11 protein-coding genes are annotated in these 12,655 nt (G+C 58.5%); 8 read left to right on the forward strand and 3 right to left on the reverse strand.

What is annotated here, in order from left to right; genetic code table 11:
• Nucleotides 1–25: 25 nt before the first annotated feature.
• Genes dapC through map form a run of 3 tightly spaced genes read right to left on the reverse strand, consistent with a single transcriptional unit; the run spans nucleotide 26 to nucleotide 4,797 of the window.
• Nucleotides 26–1,225, reverse strand: coding sequence for a succinyldiaminopimelate transaminase (gene dapC / locus L8H52_RS02195; RefSeq protein WP_242204922.1), 1,200 nt, complete (start codon nucleotides 1,223–1,225; stop codon nucleotides 26–28).
• Between the two features lie 44 nt (nucleotides 1,226–1,269).
• Nucleotides 1,270–3,972: a [protein-PII] uridylyltransferase gene (locus L8H52_RS02200; RefSeq protein ID WP_242204920.1), complete on the reverse strand. Its 2,703-nt coding sequence runs from the start codon at nucleotides 3,970–3,972 to the stop codon at nucleotides 1,270–1,272.
• A 42-nt stretch (nucleotides 3,973–4,014) separates the two neighbouring features.
• Entirely contained in the window at nucleotides 4,015–4,797 is a 783-nt protein-coding gene (gene map, locus L8H52_RS02205; protein WP_016985097.1) for a type I methionyl aminopeptidase, read from the reverse strand.
• Nucleotides 4,798–5,170: 373 nt separating this feature from the next.
• On the opposite strand from map, the gene rpsB reads away from it, so the two are divergent.
• From rpsB to rseP, 8 genes are all read left to right on the forward strand, one after another.
• Nucleotides 5,171–5,908, forward strand: a complete 738-nt coding sequence (rpsB, locus tag L8H52_RS02210) for a 30S ribosomal protein S2 (RefSeq protein WP_003222119.1) — start codon at nucleotides 5,171–5,173, stop codon at nucleotides 5,906–5,908.
• Between the two features lie 192 nt (nucleotides 5,909–6,100).
• Complete coding sequence (tsf, locus tag L8H52_RS02215; protein ID WP_007908856.1) at nucleotides 6,101–6,964, forward strand: translation elongation factor Ts; 864 nt, start codon at nucleotides 6,101–6,103, stop codon at nucleotides 6,962–6,964.
• A gap of 208 nt (nucleotides 6,965–7,172) precedes the next feature.
• Nucleotides 7,173–7,916, forward strand: a complete 744-nt coding sequence (pyrH, locus tag L8H52_RS02220) for a UMP kinase (protein WP_003222124.1) — start codon at nucleotides 7,173–7,175, stop codon at nucleotides 7,914–7,916.
• Nucleotides 7,913–8,470 (forward strand): ribosome recycling factor, encoded by a 558-nt coding sequence (gene frr, locus L8H52_RS02225; RefSeq protein ID WP_007908855.1) that lies wholly within the window; start codon nucleotides 7,913–7,915, stop codon nucleotides 8,468–8,470. The genes pyrH and frr overlap by 4 nt, the downstream gene beginning before the upstream one ends.
• A gap of 14 nt (nucleotides 8,471–8,484) precedes the next feature.
• Nucleotides 8,485–9,240, forward strand: coding sequence for a polyprenyl diphosphate synthase (uppS, locus tag L8H52_RS02230; protein ID WP_242204917.1), 756 nt, complete (start codon nucleotides 8,485–8,487; stop codon nucleotides 9,238–9,240).
• Nucleotides 9,240–10,046 carry a phosphatidate cytidylyltransferase gene (locus L8H52_RS02235; protein WP_242204916.1) on the forward strand — a complete coding sequence of 269 codons (807 nt, stop codon included), beginning with the start codon at nucleotides 9,240–9,242 and terminating at the stop codon, nucleotides 10,044–10,046. The genes uppS and L8H52_RS02235 overlap by 1 nt, the downstream gene beginning before the upstream one ends.
• A complete protein-coding gene (gene ispC, locus L8H52_RS02240; RefSeq protein WP_242204913.1) occupies nucleotides 10,043–11,233 on the forward strand; it encodes a 1-deoxy-D-xylulose-5-phosphate reductoisomerase in 1,191 nt (396 codons plus the stop codon). Before L8H52_RS02235 ends, ispC begins: the two co-directional genes overlap by 4 nt.
• Before the next feature lie 54 nt (nucleotides 11,234–11,287).
• Nucleotides 11,288–12,640 (forward strand): sigma E protease regulator RseP, encoded by a 1,353-nt coding sequence (gene rseP, locus L8H52_RS02245; RefSeq protein ID WP_242204911.1) that lies wholly within the window; start codon nucleotides 11,288–11,290, stop codon nucleotides 12,638–12,640.
• The last annotated feature ends 15 nt before the right edge of the window (nucleotides 12,641–12,655 follow it).

Below are 12,655 nucleotides of genomic sequence, written 5' to 3' on the forward strand. Positions count from 1 at the left end.
AGATTGACTGGCACGGCCTCGTTAATTACTGCTTGCGAGTAATAAATGCGCGAATACGCTCGGCGGCTTCCACGCATTCCGCCAGCGGCGCGACAAGTGCCATGCGCACACGGCCCGCACCCGGATTGACACCGTCCACTTCACGGGACAAGTAGGAGCCCGGCACTACTGTCACGTGCTCCTCAGCGAAAAGATCACGGCAGAACGCTGCATCATCACCTTGCACATTCGGCCACAGGTAAAAGCTGCCATCCGGGCGCTGCACATCCATCACTGGGGCAAGAATCGCCAGCACCGCATCGAACTTCTCGCGATACAGCGCACGGTTGGCGCGCACATGCACTTCGTCATTCCACGCTGCCACGCTGGCCAGTTGCGTTTGTACCGGCATCGCGCAGCCGTGGTAGGTGCGATACAGCAGGAAGCCTTTGAGGATGTCGGCGTCGCCGGCAACGAAACCGGAGCGCAGGCCCGGCAGGTTGGAACGCTTGGACAGGCTGTGGAACACCACGCAGCGTTTGAAGTCCTTGCGACCCAGTTCAACACAGGCAGTCAGCAGACCCGGTGGCGGGGTTTGTTCGTCGAAGTACAACTCGCTGTAGCACTCGTCGGCAGCGATTACGAAATCGTACTCGTCGGCCAGGGCGATGAGTTTTTTCAGCACATCGACCGGGATCAGCGCGCCGGTCGGGTTACCCGGCGAGCACAGGAAGAGGATCTGGCAGCGCTTCCAGATGTCCGGCGACACCGCGTCGAAATCCGGATTGAAACCATTCTCGTCGAGGCACGGCAGATAGTGTGGCTTGGCCCCGGCGAGGAATGCCGCGCCTTCGTAAATTTGATAGAACGGGTTCGGGCTGACCACCAACGCGTCGTCGCCACGGTTGACCACGGTCTGGGTGAATGCGAACAACGCTTCGCGGGTGCCGTTGACCGGCAGCACGTTGCGCGCCGGGTCGATCCAGCCACTCGGCACGCCGAAACGGCGCTCGCACCAGCCAGCGATGGCTTCGCGCAGAGCCGGGATACCGAGGGTGGTCGGGTACACGGCCATCTGATCCAGACTATTGGCCAGTGCCTCGGCGACAAAGCCTGGCGAACGGTGTTTCGGCTCGCCGATCGACAAGGCAATCGGGCGTTTGTCCGGATTTGGCGTCACAGTGCCGAGCAGGGCGCGGAGCTTTTCGAACGGGTAGGGCTGGAGCTGGTTCAGGGCGTTGTTCATTGGGGCTGGGTCTCATGCAAAGCGGTTTGAATCCAGGCGCGTCATCAAATGCTGATACGCGAAAGTTTGATATCGGGTTCCTGATTGACGCTCAGTTGCTCAACGATCGCATCCTGCAAACGGCTGCACAGCAACGGGTCGGATAACGGCTGGTTGTGCGCGTCGGTGATGAAGAACACGTCTTCCACCCGCTCGCCCAGCGTCGCAATCTTGGCGTTCTGCAGCGACAGGTCGAACTCGAGGAAAATCCCGCCGATCCGCGCCAGCAGTCCCGGCCGATCAGGCGCGGTCAGTTCCAGTACGGTCACCGGACGCTGCGCGTCGTTATGAATGGTTACCTGTGGCGCAAAGGCAAAATGCTTGAGCTGGCGCGGCACGCGACGCTGGATGATCGTCGGGTAATCGTCGGGATTGCGCAGGGCTTCGGTCAAACCTTCGCGGATCTGTTTGACCCGCGCCGGATTGTCGCCGATGGACTCGCCTTCGTTGTCGAGCACGATATAGGTGTCGAGGGTGAACTGACTGCTCGAGGTGATGACCCGAGCGTCATGAATGTTCAGGTTGAGCTGATCCATCGCCGCCACGGTCACCGCGAAGAAGTCGTGCTGATCCGGCGCATAAATGAAGATCTGTGTGCCGCCCTCGAACTCGCGCTGGGTGGTTTCTTTGATCAGCACCAGCGGCCCACCGTCGACCGGTTGCTGCAGGATTGCATCGCTGTGCCAGGCCACGTCGCCGGCGGTGTGGCGCAGGAAATAGTCATCGCCCAGCTGCGCCCACAACTGCTCGACGTCGTCCGGGTCGGTGCCGCCGCGCACCAGAATATCCAGCGCGGCGCTTTGGGTCTGGCGGATCTGCTCTTCGCGATCCACCGGGTTTTCCAGGCCTCGGCGCAAGGCGCGTTTGGTCTCGGTGTAGAGCTGGCGCAACAGGCTGGCACGCCACGAATTCCAAAGCGTCGGGTTGGTCGCGTTGATGTCGGCCACGGTCAGCACGTACAGATAGTCGAGGCGGGTTTCGTCGCCGACAGCCTGAGCGAAATCGTGAATCACCTGCGGGTCGGACAAATCCTTGCGCTGGGCGGTGGTCGACATCACCAGGTGGTTTTGCACCAGCCAGACGATCAGGCGGCTGTCCCATACTGGCAACTGATGACGCTGGCAGAACGCCTCGGCATCGACCGCGCCGATCTCCGAGTGATCGCCATGCCGGCCCTTGCCGATGTCGTGGTACAGACCGGCCATGTAGATCAGTTCGGGCTTGGGCAGTTTGGCCATGAGCTTGGCCGCCAGCGGGAATTTCTCCGAAACCTGGGTGTACTGCAATTTGCGCAGGTGCTTGATCAGGTTCAGCGTGTGCGCATCGACCGTATAAATGTGGAACAGGTCGTGCTGCATCTGCCCGACGATAAAACCGAACTCCGGCAGATAACGCCCGAGAATGCCGTATCGGTTCATCCGCCGCAGGTTGCGGTGGATGCCGATCTTGCACTTGAACAGTTCGATGAACAGGCTGGTGTTGCGTATGTCGTTGCGGAAGTTGTCATCGATCAGGTGACGATGCTCCCGCAGCAGGCGAATGGTGTCGGCACGCACGCCTTTGATTTCCGGCTGCTGGGCCATCAACACGAAGATCTCGAGCATGGCGAACGGCGTGCGGCGGAATACGTTGTCGTTGCGTGCCTCGATGTAGCCGTCATGCAGCTGGAAACGTGAGTTGATCGGCTGCGGCGGCGCTTCGTCTTCCGGAGCGAGGATGACTTCCTCGAAATGCTGGATGATCAGGTCGCTGAGCTGGGCGATGCTCATCACTACGCGGAAATACTGTTGCATGAAGTTTTCGACGGCCTGTTTGGCGTCGTCGCCTTCAAAACCGAGCAAACCGGCAATGGTGCGTTGGTGATCGAACAGCAAGCGGTCTTCGGAGCGACCGGCGAGCATGTGCAGGGCGTAGCGTACCTTCCAGAGAAATTCCTGAGAGGAAGCGAGCAGAGCGTTTTCGCTTTCGACCAGAAAGCCTTCACCGGCGAGGGCGCGCAGGTTCAGGGTGCCGTATTGGCGACGCGCAACCCAGAGAATCGTCTGAATATCCCGCAGTCCGCCGGGCGAACCTTTGACGTTGGGTTCCAGGTTGTATTCGGTGTCGTTGTATTTGTGGTGGCGGGCTTTTTGCTCGGCGCGCTTGGCCAGGAAAAACTCCTTGGCCGGCCACATGTGTGCGGTGCTGGTGACATCGAGCATGCGCTGGCGCAGACGCTCGGGGCCGCAGATGGTGCGGCTTTCCATCAGGTTGGTGACCACGGTCAGGTCGGCGCGGGCTTCTTCGGCGCATTCATCGACCGAACGCACGCTCTGACCGACTTCCAGACCGATGTCCCACAGCAGGGTCAGAAAGCGCTCGATGGAGTCGCGGAAAACTTCGTGATCGGCGCTGTCCAGCAGGATCAGCAGATCGATATCGGAATAAGGGTGCAGCTCACCGCGACCGTAGCCGCCGACCGCAACCAGTGCGATGTCGGCGTCTTCACTCCAGTTGAACTGCTCCCAGGCCTTTTGCAGGATATTGTCGACGAACCAGGCGCGGTCTTCGATCAGGCGGCGAATGTCGCGACCCTGGCGAAAACGCGTGTCGAGCACCTCGCGAGCCTGGCGGATCGCCTTCTTGAACGCCGCGATAGGACTCGCTTTGAGCGCCAGTTCAGCCTGGAACTGGCCACGGTCGAAGAGTTCGGGATCCACCTGCGGCATCGATTGGCTTTCCTTCTATAAAGGCTGGGAGCGTTTGCTGGATCAGGCCGAGATGCGCGGGATAGTGTCGTCGGCGCGCAGAGTGAAAATCTCGTAGCCGGTATCGGTCACCAGCAGGGTGTGTTCCCACTGTGCCGAGAGCTTGCGGTCCTTGGTGATCGCGGTCCAGCCGTCGCCCAGTACTTTGGTGTCGGCCTTGCCCTGGTTGATCATCGGCTCGATGGTGAAGGTCATGCCGGCCTTGAGTTCCATGCCGGTGCCGGCGCGGCCGTAATGCAGGATCTGCGGCTCTTCGTGGAAGACCTTGCCGATGCCGTGACCACAGAACTCGCGAACCACCGAGAAACCGTTCTTTTCCGCATGCTTCTGGATCACTTCGCCGATGTCGCCGAGGCGGCAGCCGGGTTTGACGATCTCGATCGCCTTGTACATGCATTCCTGGGTGATCTGCGACAGGCGTTCGGCCCAGACCGGCACTTCGCCGACATGGAACATGCGGCTGGTGTCGCCGTGATAGCCGTCTTTGATCACGGTGACGTCGATGTTCAGGGTGTCGCCGTTTTTCAGTGGTTTGTCATTCGGGATGCCATGGCAGACCACGTGGTTGATCGAAGTGCAGATCGACTTCGGGTAGCCCTTGTAGTTGAGCGGGGCGGGGATGGCTTGCTGCACATTGACGATGTAGTCGTGGCAGATCTGGTTCAGTTCATCGGTGGTCACACCCGGTTTGACATGTTCGGCAATCATTTCCAGCACATCGGCGGCCAGTTTGCCGGCGACACGCATGCCAGCGATGTCCTCGGGGGTTTTGAGGTTGACGGTCATACAGGCTCTCTCTGCGCTCGGCGGCGCTTGCTGATACGAATAGGGTGGCAGGTGATCGTTTTGCGACCCTGAAAAACGCGATTCTAACAGACGCACGGCGCAATTCAGCGCCCGCGTGCATCGCTTCTCTCTATACAATGGTGCGTTCGGAGTCGATTCCAAGGGGGCTGCGCCCATGTCCTTGGTGCGAATACAGATTCCGGGTTCCGTTTCTGCGCACCCTGTGGTATAAAATGCGCCGCTTTCCGGGGATACCCCGAAAAGCTTAAATCCACACACGTGTCGACACGATGACCTGGGTGCTTTTGGCTTTATGCCACTGGTTGGTCATTGGGATACGTGGAGGCCAAACCCGACTTATTAAGGAACTATCATGTCCCAAGTCAATATGCGCGATATGCTGAAGGCCGGTGTGCACTTCGGTCACCAAACCCGTTACTGGAATCCGAAAATGGGTAAGTACATTTTCGGCGCGCGTAACAAGATTCACATCATCAACCTTGAAAAAACCCTGCCAATGTTCAACGAAGCTCTGACTTTCGTAGAGCGTCTGGCCCAGGGCAAAAACAAGATTCTGTTCGTCGGCACCAAGCGTTCCGCTGGCAAGATCGTTGCTGAAGAAGCAGCACGTTGCGGTTCGCCGTACGTCGATCACCGCTGGTTGGGCGGCATGCTGACCAACTTCAAAACCATTCGTGCTTCCATCAAGCGTCTGCGTGACCTTGAAGTTCAAGCCGAAGACGGTACTTTCGCCAAGCTGACCAAGAAAGAAGCGCTGATGCGCTCCCGTGACCTGGAAAAGCTGGATCGTTCGCTGGGCGGCATCAAGGACATGGGCGGTCTGCCAGACGCACTGTTCGTGATCGACGTTGACCACGAGCGCATCGCGATCACCGAAGCCAACAAGCTGGGCATCCCGGTAATCGGCGTTGTCGACACCAACAGCAGCCCGGAAGGCGTTGACTACATCATCCCAGGCAACGATGACGCAATCCGCGCTATCCAGCTGTACATGGGTTCGATGGCTGACGCAGTTATCCGTGGTCGCAACAATGTTGCTGGCGGTACTGTTGAATTCGCAGCTGAAGAAACTCAGGCTGCAGCTGAGTAATTAACGCCCTGGCGTTGACTCAGTAAGCAAAAAGGGGGCTTGGCCCCCTTTTTGCCACCTCGAAAACCATTTGTCGGCGGCGCAGCTACAGCTTCTGTAACGTGCAGCAGCTACAAGGTGGGGTTCGGGACGAATTGAACGCCCGTTCGATCGGGTGGAATGGTTGAAAACCTATCCAAGAGGAATTTGAAAATGGCAGCAATTACTGCAGCGTTGGTTAAAGAACTGCGCGAGCGTACCGGCGAAGGCATGATGGATTGCAAGAAAGCCCTGGAAAAGGCTGACGGCGACATCGAAAAAGCCATTGATGACATGCGTGCTTCGGGCGCAATCAAGGCTGCCAAAAAAGCTGGCAACGTTGCCGCTGAAGGCGCCATCGCTCTGAAAGAAGACGGCAAATCTGCTGTTCTGCTGGAAGTGAACTCGCAGACCGACTTCCTGGCTCTGCAGGACGACTTCAAGGCATTCGTTGCTGAAAGCATTGAAAAAGCTTTCGCTGACAAGCTGACTGACGTTGCTCCGCTGATCGAAGCTCAAGAAGCTGCTCGCCTGGTACTGGTCGGCAAGGTTGGCGAAAACGTCAACATCCGTCGTCTGGTTCGCGTAGAAGGCGACGTTGTTGGTGGCTACCTGCACGGCAACAAGATCGGTGTCGCAGTTGTTCTGAAAGGCGGCAACGTTGAACTGGCCAAAGACATCGCTATGCACGTAGCGGCCAGCAACCCTGAGTTCCTGCTGCCATCGGAAGTTTCGGCTGAAGCTATCGAGCGCGAAAAAGCTGTGTTCCTGCAGCTGAACGAAGAAAAAATCAAAGGCAAGCCAGAAAACATTGTTGAGAACATGGTCAAAGGCCGTATCAGCAAGTTCCTGGCTGAAGCAAGCCTGGTTGAGCAGGCGTTCGTCAAGAACCCTGAAATCAAGGTTGGCGAACTGGCCAAGAAAGCCGGTGCTGAAATCGTTTCCTTCACCTACTTCAAAGTAGGCGAAGGCATCGAGAAGCCGGTCGACAACTTCGCTGAAGAAGTTGCTGCCCAGCTGGCTGCCGCCAAGCAATAAGACGGTTTTTCAACTGTCGCCCGAAAGAGGCTGCCCGCTTATGCGCGCAGCCTCTTTTCAGATGGGGGGCCAATTTTTAATTGGTTTCCGCTTGGAACTGACTTACAAAGCCATGTTCCGATGGCGCTGAAGCAGCGCCAAGCTAGAGTGAACGCCAGCTGTAAACAGCTCGCAAAGAATTTTAAATACGCCGCAGGAGAGATTCGCAATGGCTCAGCAGGGCAGTGGTTATCAGGCTCGCTATAAACGCATTCTACTCAAGCTTAGCGGCGAGGCCCTGATGGGCTCGGAAGAGTTCGGGATCGATCCAAAGGTGCTGGATCGCATGGCGCTGGAAGTCGGCCAACTGGTCGGTATCGGCGTACAGGTCGGTCTGGTAATCGGCGGTGGCAACCTGTTCCGCGGCGAAGCCTTGAGCAAAGCCGGTATGGATCGGGTAACGGGCGACCACATGGGCATGCTGGCCACTGTGATGAACGCTCTGGCCATGCGCGATGCGCTGGAACGTGCCAACATCTCGGCCATCGTGATGTCGGCCATTTCCATGGTGGGTGTGACCGATCACTACGATCGCCGCAAAGCCATGCGTCACCTGAACTCCAAAGACGTCGTGATCTTTGCTGCCGGTACCGGCAATCCGTTCTTCACCACGGATTCGGCAGCCTGCCTGCGCGCAATCGAAATCGATGCCGACGTCGTGCTGAAAGCGACCAAGGTCGATGGCGTCTACACCGCAGACCCGTTCAAAGACCCGCATGCCGAGAAGTTCGATCATCTGACTTATGATGAAGTACTGGATCGCAAGCTGGGCGTGATGGATCTGACCGCTATCTGCCTGTGCCGCGACCACAAGATGCCGCTGCGCGTATTCAACATGAACAAGCCCGGTGCCCTGCTGAACATCGTCCATGGCGGCGCTGAAGGCACCCTGATCGAGGAAGGTCAACAATGATCAACGAAATCAAGAAAGACGCTCAAGAGCGCATGCAAAAATCCCTGGACTCTCTGGCCCATGCTTTTGGCCAGATTCGTACCGGCAAGGCTCACCCAAGCATTCTGGGCAGCGTGATGGTGCCGTACTACGGCGCAGACACCTCCATCACCCAAGTGGCCAACATCACTGTAAAAGACTCGCGCACTCTGCAAGTCGTGGCGTTCGAGCGCAACATGCTCGCGGCAGTCGACAAGGCAATCCAGAGCGCTGGTCTGAACCTCAACCCGACCAACCTGGGCGAGTTGCTGCTGATCTCCATGCCTGCCCTGACTGAAGAGACCCGCAAGGGCTTCACCAAGCAGGCGCGCAGCGCCGCCGAAGACGCGCGTGTTGCCGTGCGCAACATCCGTCGTGATGCTTTGGGCGAGCTGAAGAAACTGGTCAAGGACAAAGAAATCAGCGAAGACGAAGAACGTCGTGCCGCTGCCGATATCCAGAAGCTGACCGACAAGGCCGAGGCTGATATCGACACGGCTACCAAGCAAAAAGAAGCGGATCTGATGGCCGTATAAGGTTCGAGCTTTTAATGGACAAGACCAAGCAGACTGCGCCGTCCGCGGTGCCGCGCCATGTCGCGATCATCATGGATGGCAACAATCGCTGGGCGAAAAAGCGCTTTATGCCGGGTGTCGCCGGGCATAAAGCGGGCGTGGATGCAGTGCGTGCCGTGATCGAGGTGTGTGCCGAGGCCAAGGTCGAAGTGCTCACCCTGTTCGCGTTTTCCAGTGAAAACTGGCAGCGTCCGGCCGATGAAGTCAGTGCCTTGATGGATCTTTTCTTCAAGGCGCTGCGTCGTGAGGCCAAGCGCCTCAACGACAACAACATCAGCCTGCGCATCATTGGTGATCGTTCGCGCTTCCACCCTGAACTTCAGGCGGCGATGCGCGAAGCCGAGGCCATGACCGCCGGCTCCAACCGCTTCATTCTGCAGATCGCTGCCAATTACGGCGGTCAGTGGGATATCGCGCAAGCGGCTCAGCGTCTCGCGCGCGAAGTTCAGGCCGGACATTTACGTCCGGAAGACATCACCCCGGATCTGCTGCAAACCTGTCTGGCGACCGGCGATCTGCCATTGCCCGACTTGTGCATCCGCACCGGTGGTGAGCACCGCATCAGCAACTTCCTGCTGTGGCAACTCGCCTACGCCGAGTTGTACTTCTCCGACCTGTTCTGGCCGGACTTCAAACACGATGCCATGCGTACTGCGCTGGCCGATTTCGCTTCGCGTCAGCGTCGCTTCGGTAAAACGAGCGAACAGGTCGAAGCTGGAGCCCGGGTTTAATGCTTAAACAACGAATCATCACTGCGCTGATCCTGCTGCCGATTGCCTTGTGCGGGTTTTTCCTGCTGGAAGGCTCCGGTTTCGCTTTGTTTATCGGTCTGGTCGTGACTTTGGGTGCCTGGGAATGGGCGCGTCTGGCAGGCTTTACCGGGCAAGCGTTCCGTGTCGGTTTTGCCGCGGTAGTCGCGTTCATGCTGTTTATCATGTACATCCTGCCCGGGCTTGCTCCGTGGGTGCTGGGTGCGTCTGTGTTGTGGTGGGCGGTGGCGACCTGGCTGGTGCTGACCTATCCACGCTCCAGCGCGCACTGGTCCAGCGCAGCAACCAAGCTGGTGATCGGCCTGCTGATTCTGCTGCCAGCCTGGCAAGGTCTGGTGCAGATCAAGCAGTACCCGCTGGGTAACTTGCTGATCATGGCCGTGATGGTGCTGGTCTGGGGAGCCGACATCGGTGCTTACTTCTCCGGCCGCAAGTTCGGCAAACGCAAGCTGGCCCCGCAGGTCAGTCCGGGCAAAAGCTGGGAAGGCGTTTATGGTGGCCTGGCGCTGAGTCTGCTGATTACCGCCATTGTCGCGTTTGTCCGCGACTGGACCGTCGCCGAGCTGCTTAAAGGTTTGCTTGGCGCTGCACTGATCGTCTTCATCTCCGTTGTCGGCGACCTGACCGAAAGCATGTTCAAGCGTCAGTCCGGCATCAAGGACAGCAGTAATCTGCTGCCCGGTCATGGCGGTGTGCTTGACCGTATCGACAGTCTGACCGCAGCGATTCCGGTATTTGCCGTACTGCTGTGGATGGCTGCACCGTGAGTCGCCCTCAGCAGATTACCGTTCTCGGTGCGACGGGCTCGATCGGTCTGAGCACGCTGGATGTCATTGCCCGTCATCCTGAGCGTTACCAGGTTTTCGCGTTGAGTGGCTTCACGCGCCTCAGTGAGCTTTTTGCCTTGTGCGTGCGCCACGTGCCGCAGTTTGCCGTGGTTCCCGAGGCGGCTGCCGCGCGTGGCTTGCAGGACGATTTGCGCGCCGCCGGTTTACCGACCCGTGTGCTGGTGGGGGAGGAGGGGCTGTGTCAGGTCGCTGCTGCTCCGGAAGTCGATGCAGTGATGGCGGCGATCGTTGGTGCGGCAGGTCTGCGTCCAACCCTGGCGGCCGTCGAAGCTGGTAAGAAAATTCTCCTGGCCAATAAAGAGGCGCTGGTGATGTCCGGCGCCTTGTTCATGCAGGCGGTGCGCAAGAGCGGTTCGGTGTTGTTGCCGATCGACAGTGAGCACAACGCGATTTTCCAGTGCATGCCACAGGATTTCGCCCGTGGATTGAGCTCGGTGGGTGTCCGTCGGATTTTGCTCACAGCCTCTGGCGGCCCGTTCCGACAGACGCCGATGAGTGAGTTGGTGCATGTTTCACCTGATCAGGCGTGTGCGCATCCGAACTGGTCCATGGGTCGCAAGATTTCGGTCGATTCGGCCAGCATGATGAATAAGGGGCTCGAGCTGATCGAGGCCTGTTGGTTGTTTGATGCAAAGCCATCGCAGGTCGAGGTGGTGATTCACCCGCAGAGCGTGATTCACTCGCTGGTCGATTATGTCGACGGTTCGGTTCTGGCGCAGTTGGGCAATCCCGACATGCGTACGCCGATCGCCAATGCCCTGGCCTGGCCAGAACGCATCGATTCGGGCGTGGCGCCACTGGATCTTTTCGCTGTCGCGCGTCTGGATTTCGAAGCGCCGGATGAAGAACGCTTCCCTTGTCTGCGTCTGGCACGGCAAGCCGCCGAGGCTGGCAACAGTGCTCCTGCGATGCTCAATGCGGCTAACGAAGTGGCGGTGGCAGCGTTTCTCGACGGACGGGTCCGTTACCTCGAAATCGCGAGTATCATCGAGGAGGTCTTGAACCTCGAGCCGGTCGTTGCGCTGGCAGATCTCGATGCCGTGTTTACGGCTGATGCCAAGGCGCGAGCTCTGGCTGAGCAATGGTTGATGCGTCACGATCGATAGAATTTGCAACACAATGGCTACACGCGGCACTGAACAGGATTGCGGAGAAAGTAGATGAGCGCGCTCTATATGATTGCCGGCACCCTGATCGCCTTGGGTGTGCTGGTCACCTTTCACGAATTCGGCCATTTCTGGGTCGCGCGTCGCTGTGGCGTCAAGGTTCTGCGTTTCTCCGTAGGCTTCGGCATGCCGCTGCTGCGCTGGCACGACAAGCAGGGCACCGAGTTTGTGGTCGCAGCGATACCGCTGGGCGGCTACGTCAAAATGCTCGATGAGCGCGAAGGCGAGGTACCGGTCGATCAGCTTGATCAGTCGTTCAACCGCAAAACTGTGCGTCAGCGTATCGCCATTGTTGCGGCCGGCCCGATTGCCAACTTCCTGTTGGCGTTGGTGTTCTTCTGGGTGTTGGCCATGCTCGGCAGCGAGCAGATTCGCCCGGTCATCGGTGCCGTTGAATCCGGCAGCATCGCGGCCAGTGCTGGTTTGAGCGCAGGCCAGGAAATTGTTGCTGTCGATGGGGAGCCCACGACCGGTTGGGCTGCCGTCAATCTGCAATTGGTCCGGCGCCTTGGTGAAAGCGGCTCCCTGCAGTTGCAAGTGCGCGAACAGGGCACGACTGTCGATTCACCGCGTGAGCTGAAGCTGGATAACTGGCTCAAAGGTGCTGATGAGCCGGATCCGATCCGCTCTTTGGGTATCCGCCCGTGGCGTCCGGCTTTGCCGCCAGTACTCGCCGAACTCGATCCGAAAGGCCCGGCTCAGGCGGCTGGTCTGAAGACCGGCGACCGTCTTTTGGCGCTCGACGGTCAGGCGCTGAATGACTGGCAGCAAGTCGTCGATACCGTTCGTACGCGTCCTGATACCAAAATCATGCTGCGTATCGAGCGCGACAGTGCTCAAATCGACGTCCCTGTGACGCTGGCGGCACGCGGTGAAAGCAAATCGCCAAGCGGTTATCTGGGGGCGGGTGTAAAAGCTGTCGACTGGCCGCCGGAGATGATTCGCGAGGTCAGTTACGGGCCGCTGGCTGCAATTGGCGAGGGTGCCCGTCGCACTTGGACCATGAGCATTCTGACGCTCGATTCGCTAAAGAAAATGCTGTTCGGCGAGCTCTCGGTAAAAAACTTGAGTGGACCGATAACCATTGCTAAAGTGGCGGGCGCTTCTGCCCAGTCGGGCGTCGCTGATTTCCTGAATTTCCTTGCTTATCTGAGTATTAGCCTGGGCGTTCTGAATTTGCTGCCCATTCCTGTACTGGATGGGGGGCATTTGTTGTTTTATCTGATCGAGTGGGCGCGTGGTCGTCCCTTGTCGGATCGGGTGCAAGGTTGGGGGATACAGATCGGTATCAGTTTGGTGGTCGGGGTGATGTTGCTTGCTCTGGTCAACGATCTGGGTCGACTGTAACGCTTCGCTGAATTG

The organism is Pseudomonas sp. CROZ-RG-20F-R04-15, assembly GCF_022662375.1.
GTDB lineage: Bacteria > Pseudomonadota > Gammaproteobacteria > Pseudomonadales > Pseudomonadaceae > Aquipseudomonas.

What these genes read in the sequence shown, in the direction of transcription:
- L8H52_RS02200 (WP_242204920.1), bottom strand. Translation starts at nt 3,972, where the DNA reads ATGCCGCAGGTGGATCCCGAACTCTTCGACCGTGGCCAGTTCCAGGCT.
- rseP (WP_242204911.1), top strand. Translation starts at nt 11,288, where the DNA reads ATGAGCGCGCTCTATATGATTGCCGGCACCCTGATCGCCTTGGGTGTG.
- uppS (WP_242204917.1), top strand. Translation starts at nt 8,485, where the DNA reads ATGGACAAGACCAAGCAGACTGCGCCGTCCGCGGTGCCGCGCCATGTC.
- map (WP_016985097.1), bottom strand. Translation starts at nt 4,797, where the DNA reads ATGACCGTCAACCTCAAAACCCCCGAGGACATCGCTGGCATGCGTGTC.
- tsf (WP_007908856.1), top strand. Translation starts at nt 6,101, where the DNA reads ATGGCAGCAATTACTGCAGCGTTGGTTAAAGAACTGCGCGAGCGTACC.
- pyrH (WP_003222124.1), top strand. Translation starts at nt 7,173, where the DNA reads ATGGCTCAGCAGGGCAGTGGTTATCAGGCTCGCTATAAACGCATTCTA.
- dapC (WP_242204922.1), bottom strand. Translation starts at nt 1,225, where the DNA reads ATGAACAACGCCCTGAACCAGCTCCAGCCCTACCCGTTCGAAAAGCTC.
- frr (WP_007908855.1), top strand. Translation starts at nt 7,913, where the DNA reads ATGATCAACGAAATCAAGAAAGACGCTCAAGAGCGCATGCAAAAATCC.
- rpsB (WP_003222119.1), top strand. Translation starts at nt 5,171, where the DNA reads ATGTCCCAAGTCAATATGCGCGATATGCTGAAGGCCGGTGTGCACTTC.
- L8H52_RS02235 (WP_242204916.1), top strand. Translation starts at nt 9,240, where the DNA reads ATGCTTAAACAACGAATCATCACTGCGCTGATCCTGCTGCCGATTGCC.